This window comes from Candidatus Cloacimonas sp. (genome assembly GCA_035403355.1).
In the GTDB taxonomy this organism is placed as follows: domain Bacteria; phylum Cloacimonadota; class Cloacimonadia; order Cloacimonadales; family Cloacimonadaceae; genus Cloacimonas.
In genome coordinates, this window is the sequence record DAONFA010000026.1 from 17,463 (window position 1) to 38,750 (window position 21,288).

Here is a 21,288-nt window from a genome sequence, read left to right on the forward strand (position 1 = left end):
AAACTATGCCCGCTTGGGCTTGGAGCTATATGTTCCTTAATGGAATAGTCACTCTCTTCAAATTACCTGGGTTTACCCTTATTTTAAGTATTCTCTTTCTTCTGCTGAATATACTGGATGGCCATTCCACCTATTTAGTATTGAAACCTGATAAATATCAGCGTGAAAAAAATCCTCTTGCCCGATGGGTGTTCAAAAAACTTAAAATACCGGCAGGTATTATTATCTTTAAGACCGTTTTAATGGCTGTTCTAATTCTTGCCATTGCCTATTATGCTGCCTGGGAACCTTTTACGGTAAATATTGCAATGCTGATAGCAGATATCTTTTTTTTACTTGTTGTGCTGCATAACTATCGTTTGTATTTTCGCCTCACCCGTAAAGAATGACATCGGCGAGATAGTGATAAGATATTTTTCTTCTAAAAACCAGGATAAAAACATTAAAAACAGGAGCAATTATGCCTATTCAAGAAGATTTTGAAAAATCCGGTGCCTGGATTTTCAAATGGAGAAGTTACCTACCCCTTTTGATGTTCATCATTGGAATTGGTGCCATATTGGACTTAAGAAATACGCAATTTACCAAATATGATACGATTGCGGAAGTTATCTGTCTGCTGGTTAGTTGCTTTGGTTTAACGATTAGAATCCTTACGATAGGTTTCACTCCTGCAGGAACTTCCGGCAGAAATACTAAAAATCAGGTAGCTGACCATTTAAATACGACGGGAATGTATTCCATACTAAGGCATCCTCTTTATTTTGGCAATTTTTTCATCATTCTGGGTGTGGTTCTCTTTACCCGGCATATATGGGTTATTTTTTCCTATTGGCAGATATATTTTCTTTACTATGAAAGGATTATCTTTACTGAAGAGGCATTCTTGAGAAAAAAATATGGCGACGAATTTATTGCTTGGGCAAACAAAACTCCCATTTTATTTCCCAGATTTAAAAATTATCAAAAACCGGAACTGCCCTTTTCGCTAAAGAATATTATCCGCAGAGAATATCAAACCTTTTTTGCGATGATTTGCTCTCTTTTTGCGATGGAAGTTATCAGCGACCTAATTATTATGCATCATTTTAAATTAGATACCGGATGGTTTGTTATTATGTCCTTCAGCTGCTTATTCTATATCGTAACCAGATTTTTAGCCAAAAAAACCAAGCTGTTGAAAATAGCGGGCAGATAAAAACAGTACAGATTTTGCCTCCTGAGTGAGAATATAAGTCGGTAAATTACAATTTGCCGGTAAAATTGATTGTTTCGGAATTAATTACTGTTTTTCAATACCTGCCGAAAGAACATTAAAAATAGATTTTGGGATATTTTTTGGAGTGCATTTTTATATCTTCTTGGTTGCCAGGTTGTCCATTTAATATTCCGGTAACGAATCTTTAACGATGCTTTAACGCCGTTAAGGAATCGTTAAAGAGTCGTTAAAGGGTCGTAATAGATAGCGTAAGCCGGGGATGATAAACTTCGCTGGAAAGGTCAAGAGGAGAGGGAACAATTCGTTTCACGCAGATTACGCAGAGAGGGAATAATTCGTTTCACGCAGATTACGCAGATTACGCAGATTACGCAGATTCCGCAGATTTGAGATTACGCTGATGATTCTGAAGACACTGAAAACACTGAGGACACTGAAGGCACTACTTTTTTCCGGAGGGACGACGTCCTCGTCGTTCAAATTTGTTTACCGGTTACGATATTGTTGTGTAGTCGGAGCCCATTAAAACACTGTTTTTTTTTGGAGGAACGATGTCCTCGTCGTTCAAAATTGTTTACTGGTTACGATGTTGTTGTGTAGTCGGAGCCCACTGAAACACTGCTTTTTTTTGGAGGAACGATATCCTCGTCGTTCAAATTTGTTTACCGGTTACGATATTGTTGTGTAGTCGGAGCCCATTAAAACACTGTTTTTTTTTGGAGGAACGATGTCCTCGTCGTTCAAAATTGTTTACTGGTTACGATGTTGTTGTGTAGTCGGAGCCCACTGAAACACTGCTTTTTTTGGGGTGCAAATGCCCCAGTCGCTATCAAGGTGTTACCCTAAAGGGTTTTGATAAGGAATTTTCATTCCGATTTTGTTTTTCCGGCTTCATTTCTTCAGGTTTGCTAAGATGGTTCTAATTTGCTTTTCGCTTACAGGTAAAGGATTTAAAGCCATATTTCGGCTACCCGTAATTTGGGGAAGGGCTTTTTCTATAAAGTCGTCACTAAGCTCTATTTTCCGTTCAAAAGGAAGGGAATCCAGCCAGGCAAAAAAATCCTCTTTGCTCATTTGTAAATAGCTGAACAGGTCATCCAGTTCTGATTGAACAGCAGGATAATAGAGCTCCATAATATCTTCCATTACCATAGCGTTTGCCAAACCATGAGGAATATTATAAAAAGAGGTTAAAGGATAACCAATTGAATGTTGAAGAGTAGTGCTTCCTTGAGCTATAACCATCCCTCCGTAAAGAGCATCACGCATCAATTCTTCTCTCGCCGGATAATTTTCCGGTTGGGAAAGAACAATAGGCAGAAATTTTATAATAGAGGCAATTCCTTTATAAATAAAGGGATACACAAGCGGTGAACGCTGATTGCTGTATAGCCCTTCCAAAAGATGACTTAAGGCATCCAATGCGGTATGCAGAGTAACTTTAAAAGGTAAGGTGATTGTATATTGCGGGTCTAAAACGGCTAAAACTGGAAAAGCCAAATCGCTGCCAAAACCGGCTTTCTTTTTTGTAAGAGGATCAGAAAGAACGCTATATTGAGTTGCTTCGGTTCCCGTTCCTGCGGTAAGAGGAATTGCCAAAATAGGGTAAACGCTTTTAAAAGCGGAGATATTGTATAACTCATCTCTGTTTAAGGCATTAGCAGCTGCCAAAGAAATTGCTTTTGCAGCATCAATAGGGCTGCCTCCTCCAATGCCAATAACAAAATCACAGTCATTTTGCCAAAAAGCGGATTTGCCTTCCATCACAATATCCAAAGCAGGATTTTCTGTGACGCGCTCAAAAAGAACATAACTGACACAAGATTCAGTTAAAACAGCAAGGACATCAGCTAATGCGCCGCTTTGTTTAGCACTTTTTTTTCCAGTAACGATTAAAGCTCTTTGCCCCAAAGAGGCAATATGGCTTTTTGCTTTTTGAACGGCATTGCGGGCAAAAATAATACGGGTTGGACAGTAGAACATTTTACACCTATTTAAGCAGAGTAATCTTTTTGGTTATGATACCGGCAGGATGTTGCAAACGGAGAAAATAGATACCGGAAGCTAAATTTCTGCCATTTTCATCACATCCGTTAAAACAGATGCTATGTTTTCCTGAAGACATAAGACCTTCCGATAAAGTAACAATTTTCTGTCCTTTCAGGTTGAAAAGTTCCAGCTCCGCTTTTCCGCTAACAGGTAGAGAAAAGGATATTGTAGCTGTAGGATTAAAAGGATTGGGATAAGCAGAAAGAGTTGCCTGAGGTATAAGAACTAATTCCTCCTCCAAAGGCAAAGCCGGATTGAGAGTAGGTAATAACTGATAAAACATAGAACTTACAGCATCAAATTGCATATAATAAAGCGGAAAGCCAAAAACAACCAAAGTTCCATTATAATCGTGTCTAAAAGCAATACACTGCCCCGCACCGTTACTTCCTTCTGCCATATTTGCTGTATAAAGAGGTTCTTCAGCTGAACTGAAAGTGAAAATATAGGGTAACATTAAATTCCAGGAAGGAAGAACTTTATCGGGATCAACTGTCAGGGTAGGATATACATCAGATTGGGCATTGATTAAACAAGGTGAATTGTCATATACAGGATTAACTCCACCTCCAAAGCGATTCCAAAATTCTGGTGTGAAAGCGGAAACAGTTTTCCAGCTGGAAAGAACAAGTTTTCCTCCCCCGGCAACATAACTGCTGATCAAAGGAATATTATCCTGCAGCAAATTTTGATAAAAGTCATCCGAATGCCAAAGCACTAATTTGTAGCTGCCCAAAGTTGCTAAATCCGGAATACCCTGGGTAGCGTAATCCCAGTTATCAATTGTGCAGGAAAAGGCACTTAAAGCATTAGCATAAAAAGTATCTACCATTTCATCATTAGGATTTACGGAAGTACCAATGCCGTCTCTGGTTTCATCTACAACTAAAAGGTCACCCGCAAAACTGAATGTTTGCGGGGTAACTGAAATGGATTGTGAAGGTCTGGAAAGATTTCCGTTAATATCTGCAACTCGCAATTGATAATCATAACTGACGCCACTAAGGGCAGTTGTATCCGCATAGCTGAAAAAATCGTTATTCAAAGAAACAAGCAAAGACCAGTTTTGTTCACTGCTCAGTTTGCGATAGAGCCGATACTGATTATCTTTTCCAGGTATAAATGCATTCCAGAAAAGCAAAACGCAATTATTGGAAGACAGATATTCTGAAATTTGGGGAATTTGTTCTGATAAGTCCCTCAGCAAAGTCCAATGGTTATAATTGGCAACAATATTAATATCATTGCTTAAAACGGTATAATTCAAAGCGTTTGTAAAACCATCGGGATTGGCAATTACCAATAAAGAATCGCTAACTCCATTTTGAGTGATCCGAAAAGGAATATCCACCGTGAATTGAGTAGAAGTTGGAGAAGTGGTTTTAGCATATATTTCCAGATGGTTATTCACTTCATTTTGCCAAATTGAATATTCCACATTAGGAATGCCGGAACCGAAAATCCATTGATTGAAGAACTGACTAAGGTCCTGACCGCTTACTTGTTCTGCCAGGGAGATAAATTCTGCAGTAACGGCATTTTCGTTTTTATAAGTATTATAATATAATTGAAGCAGGTTAAAGAAATTAGTGTCCCCCAGCTTTAACCGTAACATATGTAGAACGCTGGCTGCCTTTTCATAGGAGGGGGGAGAAAAATAGTTATTGAAAGAGGGATTATATATTGTCTGCGGTCCGGCGTTATTTTCCCAGTTCAGATAATACTGATGAAAATTACTCTGTAGATAATCACAGGCGCTTTGCCAGCCAAATCTTTTATCTGTCCAAAGAAATTCACTATATGTAGCAAAACCTTCAGAAAGCCATACATCCTTAAAAGTTAAAAAACTTACTGCATCCCCAAACCATTGATGGGCAAGTTCATGGGCAATAACTACTTCATAATTACCCGTTCCGGTAATAATATAATTTCCCAGGGTTGTCATTGTTTGGTGTTCCATAGCCCCATAAGTACTCATACTGACAACGGCATTGCCATATTTTTCAAAAGGATAATCTCCAAAAAGTTCTGAAAACCAGGAAATCATCCAAGGCAGGTTTTGCAGGTCTATTAAAGCATTATTATATTGATTTTGCAACACGAAGTTTTGCACGGGCAGATTATTCTGCTCCGGAACGGTTTGATTTATTTCTACATAAGGTCCTGCTGTAATACAAACCAGATAAGTAGTCATCGGATTCTGTCCAAGCCAATGAGTGGTAGAAGTTCCGTCGCCATTATTCACTATTTCAGTTCTAATTCCATTGGCGGCAACTTTCCAGTCACTTCTCATTGTAATATGCAAATCCACAATTGCCTTATCCCAAGGATGATCATAACAGGGCCACCAGGAACGAGCTGCATCAGGATCAGAAATTGTAAAGACAGTATTATTGTTAAATATCATTCCGATATTGTAGTAATTATAAACTAATGAAGGATAGCCGGAATAAAAGACCTGGGTTGTAAATTGTTCTCCAGCTGTGATGCTAACCGGAAAAGTGAAATAACTGCCATAATCAATAGCGGAAGCGTGAACTCCATTTACCAGAACATTACTTACGCTTAAACCAGCTAAGTCATAAGACATACTGGTAAGATTTTCAGTGGCTGTTACTGTTGCCAATACATTACCGAAAATATAGTGTGAAGCATCATTAACGGTTAATGTAATTTCATACTTCTGCACATCAAAACCGTGAGCAGAATCGGCTCGGCAGATTTCTCCCGGCAAAGGGTTAGTTTCTGCTACAGGGTAATTATATTTTCGGCTAAAATCAGCATTCCAGGGTGTTTGGCAAAATAAAATTCCCAAGCAGGTTAGTAACCAAAAGGCAACCAAAATTTTTTTGATCCAGCTTTTCATTTGAACCTCCGAAAATTATTTTCCAGTTTATAAACAAGCATATTTGTTTCCAAATTATATAAAATATATGCAGCTATGCATAAAGTCCGAATAGCCATTAGGGAATACGGTAAAAAAATGTCTTTACGAAAAAGGGCTGTTTGCAAATGTGTAAATTAACTCTTTAGTGGAGGAAAAATGCGAAGAATAATACTGTGCAGCATCTTTATACTGCTGCTGGGCTGCCTTACCCAAAACCTGTTTGCTGCAGGAGAAACGATCTATGAAATCAAAGTTAGCGGAGCTGAAAATATAGACCCCGAGCTGGTAACTTCTGCGCTCAGTATCCATATAGGCGATGCACTTGATCCTGAAGCAGTTGCCAAATCCATTCGGAATTTGTATAAAATGGGGATATTTTCCGATATTCAATTTGAATCGGAGCCCTATAGAACAGGGGTAACTTTGCTGATCAAGATTAAGGAAAATCCTATTGTAAGCAGTATTGAATATATTGGTTTCAAGGTTGTGAAACAGGAAAGAATAGATGAACTGGTAAATGTAAAAGTCGGCAGTTATTGGAGTGAAGGAGTAAAAAACCAGCTATTGCATAAACTGAAAAATGAATATGCCGTGAAGGGTTTTAGCAATGCCGATATTCAAATCTTTGAATCTCGGGGAGCGAATAATAAAATTGGCTTAAAAGTTCAGGTAGATGAGGGAAAGCGGGTTTCCATCAAGCAAATAACCTTTGCGGGAAATAGCTCTTTTGAGGATAAAACCCTGCTGAAAAAGATGAAAACCAAACACGCCAGTTTTCTTCGCTCGGGTCATTTTGAACAGGAGAAATTTGACGCTGATTTGCAAGCACTCACTGCTTTTTACAAGAAAAACGGCTATATTGATGTAGTAGTTGGTCCTTATGAAGTGCAACCTTTGGATGAAAAACACCTTGAAATAGTGATAAATATCTATGAGGGCACAAAGTATAATTTCGGAGGCATATCTATTCAAGGTAATGAATTTTACTCTGCAGAAGAGCTGAGTAAAGTATTTACCATCAAAATCGGAGAGCCCTTTGACCAAGAGGTCTTTGATAACGAATTGCATAACATCTATGCCAAATATTTTGATGAAGGTTTTATCTATGTTTCAATTGTCCCGAATTATGTGAAAGAAGGCGATCAGCTGATTGTGAACCTGCAAATAAACGAAAACAACCGTGCCCGTATCCGTCAGATACATATAACCGGCAATAAAAGAACCAAGGAAAAAGTGATTAGGCGTCAACTGGAAGTTTCACCAGGTGATTATTTTCGCCAAAGTCAAGTGATGCGAAGCCAACAAAACATCTACAATCTGGGCTTTTTTGAACAGGATATCCGGTTGGATTACACTCCTGTAAATAACGATGGAGATATAGACCTGCAGTTTGATGTGGTAGATCGTTCCAGTGGAACTGCCAATGGAGGAGTAGGTTATAATTCTCAGGATAAATTTGTTGGGCAACTATCAGTATCCGAAAACAATCTGTTCGGGAATAACTGGTCTTCCAATTTAACCTGGGAATTTGGAGGAAACACCCAAAACTTTGAATTTGCCTTCACTAATCCCAATTTGCTGGATACGGACATTCTTTTGGGAAGCAATCTCTATTACACTAAAAAGACCTGGAGCTCTTTCTACTATGAGATTTTTACCCGTGGTGCCGGTTTAAGAGTGGGTAGAACTATTCCCTGGGTAGATAAAGCGCGTGCCGTTATAGGTTATTCATTATATTCCAAGAAGTATCGGATAACCGAAATGAGTTCCATTTTAGCAGATTCTACAGCTAATGCTACTTTGATAGAATTAAATCAACAGGGTTGGAGATATACCAGTGCCACCAGTTTAACCCTCAGCAGAGATACCCGCGATAATGTATTTTTCCCCACAAAAGGAAGCCAGTTTACTCTTTACAGTGAAATTGCAGGTGGTATTCTGGGAGGGAATTTTGATTACTTCAAACAAATTGCTCAGGTGAACTGGTATATGGATACCTGGGAGAAACTTATTTTACGCACAAAATGGCGTTTTTGTTATGTTACGCCTTATGGTCGTTCCGATGATGCTCCCCCGGATGAAAAATTCTATTTGGGAGGCACAGGTGCAGATGGAATAAGAGGTTTTCCCGATAGTTCCATTGGCCCTTCCGGGGGTGGAACAAGGGCAATCATCTTTTCCACAGAATTGGGTTATCCTTTGGGTAGTGACCAAATTATAGCTGTTGCCTTTTTTGATGCCGGCAATAGCTATAACAAAATGCGGGATTTCAATTTTCTGAATTTCAAGAAAGGCACTGGGCTCGGAATCAGAATTCGCAGTCCTTTCGGTTTAATCGGTTTTGATTATGCCTATAACATTAATGATGGCGGTTGGGAACCGCATTTACAGTTTGGAATAACTTTTTAAGATGATTAAGTATAAACACCTTTTCGGACCTGTAATGTCCCGTCGGTTAGGTATATCTTTAGGAATAGACCTTGTCCCTTATAAGTATTGTCCTTTAAATTGCGTTTATTGTGAAGTGCAAAGAACTACTCATCTGGTAACTAAGAGAGAGGAGTTCTATAGCATAGGGGAAATTTTGGCTGAGCTGGATAGCTTTTTAGCAACCAACCCTCACTTGGATTATATCACTTTTTCCGGAGCCGGAGAACCGACCTTAAATAGTTCTCTGGGAGAAATAGTTAGCTATATTAAAACCAAATACCCCGGCTATAAACTTGCTCTGCTTACAAATGGTATTCTTTTTTCCCAAGAGGAAGTTCGCAATGAAGTTCTGCCTTGTGATATTGTTTTACCCTCTCTTGATTCTGCCACGCAAGAGGGATTTGAGAAAATTAACCGTCCCTGTCCGGAACTAAAAGTGGAAGACCTCATTGAGGGTTTGATCCAATTCCGGCAAGAATATAAAGGCACAGTTTGGCTGGAAGTATTTCTGGTTTCAGGCATTAATACAGGTGATGAAGAACTTTCAGCTCTGGCAAAAGCTATCAATAGAATAAATCCGGATTTGGTGCAATTAAATTGCTTAGACCGTCCTGGTGCGGAAGATTGGGTTAAACCCTTACCACTAAATATTCTGAAACAAATTAAAGCTCAGCTGAAAGAACAGGTCTGCGTTCCGGTAGAAATTATCGCCAAAGTAAAATATAAACCCGCAGAAAGTCAGTTGGATTCTGAATTGATAGAGCTTTTACATAATACTCTGAAAAGGCGTCCTTCTACTGCCGAAGACCTTTCTGCAATGCTGGATATTCATATCAATGAAATTAGCAAAGTTCTGAGGCAATTGCACCTGGAAAAGAAAATTTCCGCCATCAGAGAAAGTAGGGGAGTATTTTATAAATGGATTTCTTAAATAATACTACAGCTATAATCACTGCTGCCGGAAGGGGAACACGCCTTCCTGGAAACAGCAAAAAACAATTTCGGGATTTGGCTGGAATTCCTATTATAATTAGAAGTATGGAGCCCTTTATGGCTTCCGAGCTGATTGATAATTTAATAATTACCGTTCCCGAACAGGACATTGGCAAAACGGAAGCCATCATCCAACAATGGTTTGAAAGCATAAGCAAACCCTATCTGGTAATTGCAGGTGGCTTGGAACGCCAGGATTCTGTTTTTGCTGCTTTGCAGGCCTGTCCTGAAGGAACTGAATATGTAGCAATTCATGATGGTGTGCGACCGTTTGTTTCGCAGGAATTGCTGGAACTGCTTTTTGCAGCGGTAATAATTGATAAGGCGGTTATTCCGGCAGGAAAGATTAAACATACGGTGATGCAAATTGAAGGGGATTATGCAGTTAACACGCTTCCCCGGCAGCAATTGATCAATGTTTTTACTCCTCAGGTTTTTGCTTATGCGTTAATTTTGGAAGCATATCAGCTGGCGGGTAACGAAAACTTTTATTCTACGGATGATGCTTCGCTGGTGCAGCATTTGGGAATGCCCATACGCTATATTTGGGATAATGATTTTAACTTGAAAATTACCGATGAGACAGACCTGTTTTTTGCCAGGCAGTTAATAGAAAAAAAGAAATTATAGAGGACATAACAATGTTACATTTTTTGTCTTTACGGCTTAAACGCTTGTTATCCAAGTGCTGTAACCTAAATTTATATATTCCTGTTCCCGTTTTAGGATTGGGTTGTGGTGTTTTGGGATTAGCATTACCCAAGGTCTCTTTGAAAATGGGTGAATATGCCTCCAAGCTACTTAAGGCATTGGAATATAGAGGTTATGACAGCACGGGAGCTGCTTTTCAAGGAGATACTACCGAAATTACTTTATTAAAAGATGTTGGTGCTCCCAGCACTTTAGTAAAGACCTTAGGTATAGAAAAACAGAGCGGTAAAATCTTCTGCGGGCAGGTGCGTTGGGCTACTTTTGGCTTTGTAGATAAGAAAAATGCCCAGCCCCACGAAGTAAAATGCAAGCGTCATATTTATGGTGCTCATAATGGTAACATCACCAATACCGGAGAACTAAAATCCTTTTTAGTGAACGAGGGTCACTTCGTGCAAAGTGATAACGACGGTGAAATGTTAGTGCACACCGTAGAACACTATTTTGATATTGAAATGGATAAGGCAGATAATCCTACGGAACCTGAATTACGGAAAAAATGTATGCGTCAGGCAATAATTCAAACCGCGGGTAAACTTGTAGGAAGCTATGCAGCCGTAATTGTTGATCCCGATACAGAAACCAGTTGGGCAATTAAAACCGGCAGCAGTTTATATTTTGGCATCGGTTTTCTGGCAGATATGCCTTTTGCCCTTGCCTCTTCCGATCTTACTGCCGTGTTGCGTTTTACCAAGCAGCTGGTCAATTTACGGGAGGGAGAATTTATTGAATATGATGCAGAACATTATCAGGTTTATGCACAAAAGAACTTAAAATTCAAGCGGTTAAATCAACCTAATGAAATTTGGCAGACCGGGGATAAAATTCCTGCCAAACCTGTTTATTCCAAATTGCGAGCCGAAGATGTAGAACTTTTACCTGAATATGAATATTTTATGGAGCAGGAAATATATGCTCAAAGCGAATCCACGGGTAAACTGATAAAACTTTTTCAGGGCGGTTCCAATACCGGCAAAAGAATGTTATCTTTAATGGCAAAAGAAGGTGTGCGGGATACAATTTTAGCAAAAACACAAAGCTTTTTAGCCATCAATACTCTGGCGGAGCGCAAGCAGATATTTAACGACCTTCTCAATTCCGATTTGTTTACGGAGTTCTTTAATAATGTTAGAAACACCTACAATGAATTCTTTGATGTTGCCGTGAAAGAAGGTTTTGAAAAGAAATACTTCTTTTCCAACGACAAGAATTTCTTTTTGGAAATGGTGAACGGCGAGTATGATTTGAAGAAAATCTCGTTGGCTAAAACAATGGATGCCCTGGCGGAAGAGATGAATGTGCAGGAATTTAATGAGAGTGTGGACAACTTTTTGCTGCTGATTAAAAATACCATCAGTAATAATCGGAATGCCTATTCCATAGCTTGCGGTACCAGTTTTCATGCTACGAAGATAGCCGCTCTCTTTTTCAATTCCATTGCCGGAATGGAGATAATTCCTATTTTACCTGGTGATTTCAGAGGAGAATATTCCAATTGCATTAAGGATAATGACCTTATTATTGGTGTTTCCCAATCCGGTGAAACCAAAGACCTGATAGATATTTTCAATGATATTGATGCCAAAGACCTGAATGTGCGTAAAGTAGTTTTGGTAAATAATATGAATTCTACTTTAGGACAGGAAAAAAGCGATGTGGCAATTCCTATTTTATGCGGACCGGAAATAGCGGTTCCCGCCACTAAGAGTTTTATGAATCAGATTACTCTTTTTTACTATCTGGCAATTAAAACGGCACAGATGCAGCTGAACGAAATGGATAATAATTTAACTGCAGAACAACGCAATAGCCGTCAACACGAAATTGATGAATACTATTCTTCTCTTTTTAAGATTCCTTCCCTGCTGAAAGAAACCCTGGATAATGTAAGCGGAGAAATAGAAATTATGGCAGGTAAAATGTATATGGAACCCTCCATCCATATCTTAGCTACAAAAATAAGCGGAGTTGCTATGGAAGGTGCCTTAAAAATAAGAGAGACGGTTTTAACGCATGCTGAAGGCAGAGAAGCATCCGAATTTAAACATGGTCCTAATACAATTTTAGGGAAAAATACCGTTTTCGGGGTAAAACATCTTCGCTCACTTCTGCGTTATTTCAGTGGAATTATTGATGAATTGGAAGCGCTTTGTAAGCAGGAGGGTATTCCTTCCAGCGAAACGAAAGAAATCTATAAAGCGTTGGCGGATTATATTTTCACTCACAATCAGCCCTTCAATTTATCCTTGCAGGGAACTAAAACCTTCAATAAGTTTGTTCAGGATAAGGATTTCTTTGAGCATCTCTATCGCAATTATCCGTTAGTTTATGTTACAGGTCCCGACGACCGCGATGTAAACCTTACTATTTCTCAGATAAATACTCATAAAATTCGGGGTGCCAATACCTTCGTTATTGCCGAAGAGAATGAACGGCTGCTGAAAAACGCTTCTGCCAAGCCCAACGAAAACAGTTATTATGCATGGTCATATATTATGTTACCCAAAACCGGTTCCTGTTTGATGACCTGTTTTTCTGCCACCATTGTTCTCCAGCTGCTGGCACTGAAAATGAGCGTTAGGAAAATGAAAAAACTGGATAAATTGGGAGTGCACGATCATGGTGTCCATCCCGATGTTCCTAAAAATGTATCCAAAAGTATAACCGTGGATTGAGTTTATGTTGCGTTGCGGTTTTGGCTACGATGTTCACTGTCTTGTTTCCGGCAGGGAACTTATTTTGGGAGGGGTAAAAATACCTTATCATAAAGGGCTAGTTGGCTATTCGGATGCTGATGTTCTAATTCACAGTATAATTGATGCTCTTTTGGGAGCTTTGGCTTTGGGAGATATTGGCACATTATATCCCGATAACGATTTATCTTATAAGGATATAGATTCCCGCATTCTTTTACGAAGAACTTACCCTTTAATTACGGAAAAGGGTTGGCTCCTAAATAATCTGGATGCCGTTATCTGTTGTCAGCAACCAAAACTTCAACCCTTTATTCAAGAAATGCGTGCTAACCTGGCAGAGGACTTGAATTGCGAAATAGGGCAAATCTCTATTAAAGCCACTACTGAAGAAGGTCTTGGCATCAGTGGAAAAGGAGAAGGGATTAGCGCATTTTGCCAGTTACTGCTTGTAACGGATAAAATATGAAGGCATTAGGAGTTATTGGTTATCACCGCACCGGTAAAACAACCGTGGCTACTTCCATCATCAAAGAATTGACCCGACAGGGCTATAATGTTTGTTCCATAAAAGATATCCATAGCGAAACATATCGTTCCGATACCGAAGGCAAGAATACTTTTCTGCATCAAGAGGCAGGAAGTAAAGCCGTTTTTGCTAAGGGGTTATATGACAGTGCATTGCTTTTTCCAAAATCCTTAAATTTAGCTGAGATGGTTTATTTTCTGAATGCTGATTATCTTATTATTGAGGGATTACAAAATGCACCCGTTCCAAAAATTGTATGTGCCGAAAATACAAGTCAACTGGAAGAACTGGTTGATGATACCTGTATTGGTATTTCCGGCATTATTGCTTCTCAAAGAGAGAGCTTTCAAGGTTTGCCTGTTTTTTCGTTGCCGGATGATTTGGCTGTTTTAATAAGCACCGTTCAAGAAAAAAGCTTTGATCTTTTGCCTGTAGCGGAACCGGAATGCTGTTCTGAATGCGGGAAGGATTGTTATACGATGGCAGGGGATATTGTTCAGGGTAGAGCTAAAAGGAGTGATTGCGTTTTAGATAACAAAGCGGAACTAAAACTTTGGGTAGGGGAGAGGGAAATAGTGATTGTGCCTTTTGTCCAAAAATTATTACAGGATATTGTTTGTTCCTTTGTGAATAACCTTAAGGATATTGATCCTGCCGGCAAGATTAAATTGGAGATTAAGCGTTGATTTCCAGGGAAGAATATTTTTCCAAGCGTGATCCCTCTGCCTTTCCTTTTTGGCAAAAAGCAACTATCGGCATTGCCGGAGCGGGAGGTTTAGGTTCCAATATAGCAATTTCTTTAGCCCGAGCTGGCATCGGAACTTTAATTATTGCTGATTACGACATTGTAACCTTGGAAAATCTTAATCGCCAGCAATATACTATTGCCCAACTGGGCAAACTGAAAGTGGACGCCTTGGCAGAAAATATTCGCTCTTTTAATCCATTCATTAATCTTGTTTTACATTCGGTTAAAATTACTCCTGCTAATTTTGACGCTATTTTTAAAGAGGCAGACCTGCTTCTGGAAGCAATGGATGAAGCAGACCAAAAAGAGATGTTAATATCCTGTTGGCTATCTAATTACTCCAAGAGACACATCATTGCCGCTTCCGGAATAGCGGGTTTCGGAAAAAATAAAAACATTCATTGCGAACATTACGGTTTCTTGCATCTAATAGGTGATATGAACAGCGAATTGCAAAAAAAAGTAAGCCCAATAGCAACTCGGGTAGCAGTTGTAGCTAATATGCAGGCAAATTTGGCTTTGGAACTACTTGCTGAACCAAAAGGAAAATAGATATGACAGCCGAACCTAATTTTTTTGTAAATGGACATAAATTAACCTGGAAGGAAGGACTCGTTGTTGCTGATGCCCTAAAATTGATGAATTATACCTTCAAAATGCTGGTTATTAAAATGAACGGGGAACTTATAAAAAGAGAAAATTGGCAGACCACTCCCATTCCTGAAAATGCCGATATAAAAGTAATCCATCTGATTAGCGGTGGCTGATGAATATTAAAGGTTAGCTGAGTCCCTACTCTCAATTTTAATCCTGTTCTTTTTCTATAACCCTCTATAGCGGAAGCTCAATTTTAGATTGCCAATGCAGTTTTCAACCTAAATTATTAGAACCTGAGCCCGCCCTCAATATTTAGACCTCCAATATCGTCATATTCGTCTTCAACTCCCCAGCTACTTTTAAACATCTTGGAGTATTTTAGCTCAACAAAAATAATCTTATATTGTAAACCGCATAAACATTGAAAACCGGTTTCACTGTCATTTCTTTCAGACCAACTGGAATATTGATACCAATAAGAATCTGTTATTTCTTCGTCCATAAAATATTGTCCGATACCTAAGCCAAAGTAAGGTATTACCTTGTGATTATAGCTTTGCTTTTTATAATATCCAGTAAGAGTAACTGGCATAATGGATATATCATATTTATACATATAATAATAATAATCATATTCCGAGCTATTACTATATCTTTCAATACTAAATCCGATGCCGTATTTGTTTTGCGACCAGAAAATCAATTCGCCGCCAAAGATAAATCCCTTACCATATCTATCAGAAAGAAGATCAAAATTGGGTTTCTGATAACCAATTTTTAGTCCGATATCAAATTTATTGGTTTTTTCTGCAGGGCTGGCAACAATTTCTGTTTCAATTTCTGTTTCCGGCTCTTCATAGCGTTGAATTGTTATTGGTCTTTCATTTGGTTTATCCAGATCAATAACGATATCCCGGATATTGCTTTTAGCTATTTTTTTCTCAATTCCTGTTTCGTCTTTAATTGTTACGCTGTTAGCATCATCCAAAATTAAAGAACCTTTTACTTCAATTCCGCTTTTTAAAGTTATAATTACTCTCTGAACATCTTTTTTGGTTGCCAATCCTTTATCTATAGAAAGGATCAGGTCTCGCGGAATGCTATTCTCAATTCCATTTTGGTCAATTATAATAACCTTGTCTATTTCTTCTCTGCTAATGTGTCCATAAATTACACTTCCATTAGTTAATTTGATGGTATCGGATAGTAAACCCGGACTAAGCAAAATTAGAAGAACGCCTATTAAAAGCAAGCCATAAATGCGTTTCATAATTTGAACCTCCATTTTTTGCTGAAGCTTTTATAAGCTCCGCATTTTTTTCAGGAAAAAATTAAGTCCTCGTCGTTTCTAAGCATCCTCCATCTACCCTGAACAAACAAGCTACAATATTCTTTCGTCTTTTCGGGACAAAATAATCTTAACTCCTCTTTAACTCTTTCCCTCTATGTAAAAACTATATCTTTTTGGCTTTTAAGCAAGAAAATTTTATGCCATCCCGATTATTTTGTGCAGCTGCAATGTCAATTTTGCTTTCATTCCATCTTCCAGCATCCAACCAGCCAATTCTTTCGGGCTTAAAACATCCGTTACCGGAGAAAAATGAACTGTGGCAATATTCGGTTTGTTTTCTCGCAGGAACTGAAGGGCAAAATTATAATCCATTTTATCCGTTAAAACAAACTTAAGTTCATCTTGAGGATTTAGATATTGCAGGTTTTCCGGCAGAAAACTGTTTTGCATTCCGCTGCCTGGAGTTTTAACATCCACAATTTTAATTAAATAGTTCGGGACATTTGCCAGAGACAGGGCTCCATTGGTTTCCAGTAAAATTTGGTAGGATAAATTATGCAGTGTGTCAAACAAGGCATCCACATCTTCCTGGAGGAGAGGTTCGCCGCCGGTAATTTCAATAAGGGAGCAAGGGAATTTTTTAACTTCTTCCATTATAGAGCTGATAGCCATTGATTTTCCTTTACCGAAGGCATATTGAGTATCGCAGTAAAAACAACGCAAATTGCATTCAGAGAGGCGGATAAAAATACAGGGATAGCCACTGTAATTAGATTCGCCCTGTAAAGAATAGTAAATTTCAGTTACATTCAAGTGTTTTTCCATCTTTTATCCCGATAATATTTTCTCACAGATTACACGGATTTCACAGATTTCAATAAATAAGAAAAGTTTTCCAAACTCACCATCTCGCCATCTCACCATCCTGCCATCTCACCATTTTGCCATCTCGCCATCTTGCCATCTCACCATCTCGCCATCTCGCTATCTCACCATTTCGCCATCTTGCCATCTCACCATCTCGCCATTTCGCCATCTCACCATTTCGCTATCTCGCCATCTCGCCATGCTACATTTTTCGTTTTCCCTACCCTAAAACGGTAAATACGGAAAGTCCTTATGATATCCTAAGACCTCATCAATCTGCTCATTCAAATCCATGGGGTCGCCAATCACGAATTTTTCTTTATTACCAGTGCGAAAAGTGCTATACAGTTCATCATCCAAATTAAGCAGTTCCAGCCATTCGCTATCCCCGAACCGGGGTATTCCATCTACAATTAAAAGCTGAATAGTAGCCGCTTCCAAAGTATAAAGATTTTCGTAAGGATCGCGTTCCGTCTTATCCACCAGCAATAAATTACGGCATTTATCGGGGTTTATAAAAGCGAAATATTGAGGCAGGTAAAGGGCAGTTACAGCATTCACAGTAGCCATCCGGTAAATTTCCTTAGCGGGAATTTTTGGGAAGACCTCTCTGATTTTCAGGAATTCAGCAATCAGATTTATTCCTCCGGACATAGTTGAATCGGTTCCTATGCAGACATTTACCTTGCTTTTCAGAGCTGCATCAATCTTAATTGTTTGTCCGATAAGAAAGAAATTGGAGGAAGGGCACCAGCACAAAGAAGCTTTTGCCTTTGCCACTTCATCCATATCTTCAGCGCTTAGGGCAATGCCATGGATTATCAAAGTGTTTTCTTTCAGCAAGTCCATTTTTTTCAGCTGAGCAAATTCCCCTTTTGTAATATCATCTATTCCTTCACCCAAATGCACAATGAAAGGCATCTTTCCCTTGGTAAGTTCCATTTCTTTTTGCGGAGTTTCACCTCCCCACCAGTTTCCCAAGGTTAAAGAATGGCACTGCCGAAAGTTTTTAGACACAATAATAGGCATTGCTTCATAATAGGCATCAACCTGATTGGGGGAATGATCTTGCACTACGCTGCACCCGCAAAACAAACTTTTATAGGCACCCAGCTTGGTAATGACTAAAGAATTTGGTTCCTCTAAACGAAAACCACCGTTATTATGCCAAAAAATATCCCTTTCCTTGAAGGCAAAGGATTCCTTCATATCTTCAACCCAAATATGAGAATTTTTGTAAGGACGGTTATCTCCTGCGCGGGGAACCCAATTACTAATTAAATGGTCATGGGAATTAATTAAAGGAGTGTAGGCAATGGCATTGGGGCAATCTTTGTGCAGGGGTAATTCCTCAAAGAGAGTTCCCCAAAGTTGTAAGCCGATATCCTGCTCAATTCTATCAGGACTGATAACGCTAATTGCGGGTTTAATAATCATACTCGTTGTTCTTTAATCCTTTTTGTTAGTTTGGGAACAATTTCAAAAATGTCACCTACGATGCCTAAATCGGCAACTTTAAAGATAGGTGCATCAGGATCTTTATTGATAGCAATGATATAATCGGAACTGGACATTCCTGCCAGGTGCTGAATTGCTCCGCTAATTCCAACTGCTATATATATTAAGGGTTTAACGGTTTTGCCCGTTTGCCCTACTTGATGGGAATAGGGTATCCATTCAGCATCTACAGCTGCCCTGGAAGCTCCGACAGCTCCTCCTAAAGATTCTGCCAGTTCTTCAATTAAGGCAAAATTCTTTGCCTCTTTCAAACCCCTTCCTCCGGAAACGATGATATTGGCTTCGGTAATATTAATCAGATTGGATTTTTCTTTTTCAAAGCCAAGCCACTGTGTTTTGTCCTCTTCCAAATCAAAATTGATCTGTTCCTGAATTACAATTCCATCGCGAGTATCATCGCGCACAATGGGATTCATCACTTTATGACGAACTGTAGCCATTTGAGGACGGTTATTAGCTGTTTTTATAGTAGCCATAATATTTCCCCCGAAAGCAGGACGAGTTTGCAGTAAATCGCCCGTTTCAGGATCAATGGAAAGACCTGTGCAATCGGCAGTTAAGCCGGTATGCAAACGAATTGCCACGCGGGGTATAAAGCTTCTTCCCAAAACAGTGGCTCCCGCAAGAATTACCGAAGGTTTATATTTAAGAGCAAGTTCGGAAAGGGCTTTAGCATAATATTCATCTTGAAAATGCTTAAGCACGGGGTCATCAACTTCAATCACCTGGTCGGCACCAAAAGCAATAAGCTCGGATGAGAGCTCTTCAATCTGATTGCCTAAAAGAACGGCGGAAAGTTCAGTTCCCAATTCATCAGCAAGTTCACGCCCTTTTCCTAAAAGTTCAAAGACGACGGGGGCAATAACTCCTGCTCTTTGTTCGGCAAAAACCCAAATTCCATTGTATTCGCTTTTATCAATTGCTTCCGTTTTTGCCTTACGGAGTAAAATTGCCTCAAACGGACAGGCAGAAACACAGGCACCACATAAAATGCACTTATCCGGGTCAATTACAGCAAGCTTCTCTTCAATTTTTATGGCATCATAAGCACAGGCACTTAAACAGGCACCGCAACCGACGCACTTTTCCAATAATACTTCAATCATAAATATTCTCCTAATCTGCATTTATTTTTATTTGCTTTTTCTGTCAAGTCCAAATTCAATTGGCATTCCCATATTTTTTTACCGGAACCTTATTTTCATTTGATGCTGGTCGATACGTTCTGCTAAGCTTAGTTTTCGTTTATACTGGATAATAAAGTTAATGCATACTGAAATGACTTCAGCTATTCTATAGTATATGAATTCTTTAGGTATAGATAAATCTTCTTTTTTGTAGTTTATTATTTTAGGGAATCCAACAGCGAATTTGGCAAGATACTTTTTAGACACATAGATGAAGAACAATGCTAAAGCCATGAAAGCATTAAGATTTTTCATACCTTGATAGCTACCCAATCTCATGGTTTCCCATTTCATACTTTGCTTCATTTGACGATGAACTTCTTCAATTGCCCAACGTTTTTTATAAACAACTATTGCTTTCGCAACCAGCTCCAAATCAAGCATATCCTGGCTTGCAAAATCACATAATAGATAAAAGTCGTTTCTTTTTTGAAAACCTTTTCTAAAGATCCGCGATACAACCAAACTAATCTCTACTGTATTTGATTTTTTACTGGGATGGTCATCGGTTCTGACATTAATTCTTCTGGTGGCGCAGTGAAATACTTCATTTGCTTTGAGCCCAGGCAATTCATACTTGAACTCCATTTCGTTTACGATTTTGTTGAAATTGATTTCTTCAAATCCTTCTTTAACAGCTCGATCACCCTTGCCACGAATGACAAAACGAATCCCATTGTTACTTAAAAACTCTATCAGCTTACGGTCATCAAATCCTCTATCAAACACATAAGTGCCTTTACCGTTAAAGGCCAACTCCATATCGATAATTGCATCTTGCATAATCTGTTTAGCTGAGTCATATTCCATATTAGGTGCAATCAAACGACTAAAAACTGGTAAGAGCATATATGAATCTTTGTTGGGAGTATAGGCCACAATGTTGACTAATAGATACCCATTGGTACTTTTACCTTCGCTACCATTATAAATCTTCTGCAAACCTTCCATCTTTTTTGCATAGGGTTTTTCAATGTCACTTTCATCAACGATGAAGATGGTTTCATCTGTAATATAGGGTTTTGCCAACTGTAACAGCGTTTTACCAATGTGCTCAACATAGTCGTCGTCGCGCAAATTCCGATATAAACGCTCAGAAGAAGATTTGGTGGATACATTATCTTGGATAAATTTTGCGATATTATGTACAGAAGGTGATCCAGTTCCACACAATCCCATTAGCATATCTTTTATGAATTTTTGTTTGGGTTTAGAAAGTCCTTCTGCTGCTTTTTTACTGAAGCAAGATAATCTCCCTTGTACGAATTCGGTGGTTTCATTCTGTATTGCTATCATTGTGGTCTCCTTATGTTTAATTGATCCCATAATTGTGAGACCGCCATTTTTGTAAAGCTTTTTTTTTCAAATTATTATAATAGTTTTTTGTCCAAAAAAATGAGTTATCCACAGGGTAAATCCAGCGTTATTTAAACTATTTTTAAAATTTAGACACAAAGTTCATCTCACTCCCAAGAAAATGCTTCTATTAGAGTATTATGTGCTTTAAATGGCATAAAATTCTCGATTGCCAATTTTGTTTACGAAAATTTTTGAGGGAAAATCCATTTT

Annotated in this window: 19 protein-coding genes; 10 read left to right on the forward strand and 9 right to left on the reverse strand. The window is 38.7% G+C overall.

The window, feature by feature from the left end:
* Window positions 1-5: 5 nt before the first annotated feature.
* Window positions 6-389, forward strand: a complete 384-nt coding sequence (locus tag PLE33_07035; protein ID HPS61003.1) for a DUF5658 family protein — start codon at window positions 6-8, stop codon at window positions 387-389.
* Between the two features lie 71 nt (window positions 390-460).
* Window positions 461-1,198 (forward strand): isoprenylcysteine carboxylmethyltransferase family protein, encoded by a 738-nt coding sequence (locus tag PLE33_07040; GenBank protein HPS61004.1) that lies wholly within the window; start codon window positions 461-463, stop codon window positions 1,196-1,198.
* Between the two features lie 336 nt (window positions 1,199-1,534).
* Here the strand turns inward: PLE33_07040 and PLE33_07045 are convergent, their stop codons facing one another.
* The 3 genes from PLE33_07045 to PLE33_07055 all read right to left on the reverse strand — a co-directional run bounded on the left by PLE33_07045 (window position 1,535) and on the right by PLE33_07055 (window position 6,134).
* Window positions 1,535-1,699 carry a hypothetical protein gene (locus PLE33_07045; GenBank protein HPS61005.1) on the reverse strand — a complete coding sequence of 55 codons (165 nt, stop codon included), beginning with the start codon at window positions 1,697-1,699 and terminating at the stop codon, window positions 1,535-1,537.
* 411 nt (window positions 1,700-2,110) lie between these two features.
* Window positions 2,111-3,202: an iron-containing alcohol dehydrogenase gene (locus PLE33_07050; GenBank protein HPS61006.1), complete on the reverse strand. Its 1,092-nt coding sequence runs from the start codon at window positions 3,200-3,202 to the stop codon at window positions 2,111-2,113.
* A gap of 7 nt (window positions 3,203-3,209) precedes the next feature.
* Window positions 3,210-6,134: a M1 family aminopeptidase gene (locus PLE33_07055; GenBank protein HPS61007.1), complete on the reverse strand. Its 2,925-nt coding sequence runs from the start codon at window positions 6,132-6,134 to the stop codon at window positions 3,210-3,212.
* Between the two features lie 177 nt (window positions 6,135-6,311).
* Here PLE33_07055 and bamA point away from each other — a divergent pair, with 177 nt between their 5' ends.
* From bamA to thiS, 8 genes are read left to right on the forward strand one after another with little or no spacing between them, the layout of a single operon-like run.
* The gene (gene bamA, locus PLE33_07060) at window positions 6,312-8,564 is read left to right on the forward strand and encodes an outer membrane protein assembly factor BamA (GenBank protein ID HPS61008.1); all 2,253 of its coding nucleotides are present in this window, start codon (window positions 6,312-6,314) and stop codon (window positions 8,562-8,564) included.
* Between the two features lies 1 nt (window position 8,565).
* Complete coding sequence (locus tag PLE33_07065) at window positions 8,566-9,516, forward strand: radical SAM protein (GenBank protein ID HPS61009.1); 951 nt, start codon at window positions 8,566-8,568, stop codon at window positions 9,514-9,516.
* Window positions 9,504-10,208 carry a 2-C-methyl-D-erythritol 4-phosphate cytidylyltransferase gene (ispD, locus tag PLE33_07070; GenBank protein ID HPS61010.1) on the forward strand — a complete coding sequence of 235 codons (705 nt, stop codon included), beginning with the start codon at window positions 9,504-9,506 and terminating at the stop codon, window positions 10,206-10,208. The genes PLE33_07065 and ispD overlap by 13 nt, the downstream gene beginning before the upstream one ends.
* Before the next feature lie 11 nt (window positions 10,209-10,219).
* Complete coding sequence (locus PLE33_07075; GenBank protein ID HPS61011.1) at window positions 10,220-12,964, forward strand: SIS domain-containing protein; 2,745 nt, start codon at window positions 10,220-10,222, stop codon at window positions 12,962-12,964.
* Between the two features lie 4 nt (window positions 12,965-12,968).
* Window positions 12,969-13,451 (forward strand): 2-C-methyl-D-erythritol 2,4-cyclodiphosphate synthase, encoded by a 483-nt coding sequence (gene ispF / locus PLE33_07080; protein HPS61012.1) that lies wholly within the window; start codon window positions 12,969-12,971, stop codon window positions 13,449-13,451.
* On the forward strand, window positions 13,448-14,197 hold the full coding sequence (locus tag PLE33_07085; protein HPS61013.1) for a molybdopterin-guanine dinucleotide biosynthesis protein MobB: 750 nt from the start codon (window positions 13,448-13,450) through the stop codon (window positions 14,195-14,197). The genes ispF and PLE33_07085 overlap by 4 nt, the downstream gene beginning before the upstream one ends.
* Window positions 14,194-14,811 (forward strand): sulfur carrier protein ThiS adenylyltransferase ThiF, encoded by a 618-nt coding sequence (gene thiF / locus PLE33_07090; protein HPS61014.1) that lies wholly within the window; start codon window positions 14,194-14,196, stop codon window positions 14,809-14,811. The genes PLE33_07085 and thiF overlap by 4 nt, the downstream gene beginning before the upstream one ends.
* Before the next feature lie 2 nt (window positions 14,812-14,813).
* A complete protein-coding gene (thiS, locus tag PLE33_07095) occupies window positions 14,814-15,026 on the forward strand; it encodes a sulfur carrier protein ThiS (GenBank protein ID HPS61015.1) in 213 nt (70 codons plus the stop codon).
* 116 nt (window positions 15,027-15,142) lie between these two features.
* On the opposite strand, the gene PLE33_07100 is transcribed toward thiS, so the two are convergent.
* The 6 genes from PLE33_07100 to PLE33_07125 form a co-directional block, all read right to left on the reverse strand.
* Window positions 15,143-16,126, reverse strand: a complete 984-nt coding sequence (locus PLE33_07100) for a hypothetical protein (protein ID HPS61016.1) — start codon at window positions 16,124-16,126, stop codon at window positions 15,143-15,145.
* A 216-nt stretch (window positions 16,127-16,342) separates the two neighbouring features.
* Window positions 16,343-16,972 (reverse strand): radical SAM protein, encoded by a 630-nt coding sequence (locus PLE33_07105; GenBank protein HPS61017.1) that lies wholly within the window; start codon window positions 16,970-16,972, stop codon window positions 16,343-16,345.
* 76 nt (window positions 16,973-17,048) lie between these two features.
* Window positions 17,049-17,183, reverse strand: a complete 135-nt coding sequence (locus PLE33_07110; GenBank protein ID HPS61018.1) for a hypothetical protein — start codon at window positions 17,181-17,183, stop codon at window positions 17,049-17,051.
* Between the two features lie 56 nt (window positions 17,184-17,239).
* On the reverse strand, window positions 17,240-18,451 hold the full coding sequence (locus tag PLE33_07115) for an amidohydrolase family protein (GenBank protein HPS61019.1): 1,212 nt from the start codon (window positions 18,449-18,451) through the stop codon (window positions 17,240-17,242).
* Window positions 18,448-19,638 carry an electron transfer flavoprotein subunit alpha gene (locus PLE33_07120; GenBank protein ID HPS61020.1) on the reverse strand — a complete coding sequence of 397 codons (1,191 nt, stop codon included), beginning with the start codon at window positions 19,636-19,638 and terminating at the stop codon, window positions 18,448-18,450. The genes PLE33_07115 and PLE33_07120 overlap by 4 nt, the downstream gene beginning before the upstream one ends.
* A 78-nt stretch (window positions 19,639-19,716) precedes the next feature.
* Window positions 19,717-21,015: a transposase gene (locus tag PLE33_07125; GenBank protein ID HPS61021.1), complete on the reverse strand. Its 1,299-nt coding sequence runs from the start codon at window positions 21,013-21,015 to the stop codon at window positions 19,717-19,719.
* Between the last annotated feature and the right edge of the window lie 273 nt (window positions 21,016-21,288).

Excerpts from the sequence above, each read along its gene's own strand:
- thiS (HPS61015.1), top strand. The coding sequence starts at position 14,814 with ATGACAGCCGAACCTAATTTTTTTGTAAATGGACATAAATTAACCTGG.
- PLE33_07085 (HPS61013.1), top strand. The coding sequence starts at position 13,448 with ATGAAGGCATTAGGAGTTATTGGTTATCACCGCACCGGTAAAACAACC.
- PLE33_07120 (HPS61020.1), bottom strand. The coding sequence starts at position 19,638 with ATGATTGAAGTATTATTGGAAAAGTGCGTCGGTTGCGGTGCCTGTTTA.
- PLE33_07050 (HPS61006.1), bottom strand. The coding sequence starts at position 3,202 with ATGTTCTACTGTCCAACCCGTATTATTTTTGCCCGCAATGCCGTTCAA.
- PLE33_07035 (HPS61003.1), top strand. The coding sequence starts at position 6 with ATGCCCGCTTGGGCTTGGAGCTATATGTTCCTTAATGGAATAGTCACT.
- PLE33_07115 (HPS61019.1), bottom strand. The coding sequence starts at position 18,451 with ATGATTATTAAACCCGCAATTAGCGTTATCAGTCCTGATAGAATTGAG.
- ispF (HPS61012.1), top strand. The coding sequence starts at position 12,969 with ATGTTGCGTTGCGGTTTTGGCTACGATGTTCACTGTCTTGTTTCCGGC.
- PLE33_07110 (HPS61018.1), bottom strand. The coding sequence starts at position 17,183 with ATGGCGAAATGGCGAGATGGTGAGATGGCAAGATGGCGAAATGGTGAG.
- PLE33_07125 (HPS61021.1), bottom strand. The coding sequence starts at position 21,015 with ATGATAGCAATACAGAATGAAACCACCGAATTCGTACAAGGGAGATTA.
- PLE33_07065 (HPS61009.1), top strand. The coding sequence starts at position 8,566 with ATGATTAAGTATAAACACCTTTTCGGACCTGTAATGTCCCGTCGGTTA.
- PLE33_07100 (HPS61016.1), bottom strand. The coding sequence starts at position 16,126 with ATGAAACGCATTTATGGCTTGCTTTTAATAGGCGTTCTTCTAATTTTG.
- PLE33_07075 (HPS61011.1), top strand. The coding sequence starts at position 10,220 with ATGTTACATTTTTTGTCTTTACGGCTTAAACGCTTGTTATCCAAGTGC.
- PLE33_07055 (HPS61007.1), bottom strand. The coding sequence starts at position 6,134 with ATGAAAAGCTGGATCAAAAAAATTTTGGTTGCCTTTTGGTTACTAACC.
- bamA (HPS61008.1), top strand. The coding sequence starts at position 6,312 with ATGCGAAGAATAATACTGTGCAGCATCTTTATACTGCTGCTGGGCTGC.
- PLE33_07105 (HPS61017.1), bottom strand. The coding sequence starts at position 16,972 with ATGGAAAAACACTTGAATGTAACTGAAATTTACTATTCTTTACAGGGC.
- PLE33_07040 (HPS61004.1), top strand. The coding sequence starts at position 461 with ATGCCTATTCAAGAAGATTTTGAAAAATCCGGTGCCTGGATTTTCAAA.
- ispD (HPS61010.1), top strand. The coding sequence starts at position 9,504 with ATGGATTTCTTAAATAATACTACAGCTATAATCACTGCTGCCGGAAGG.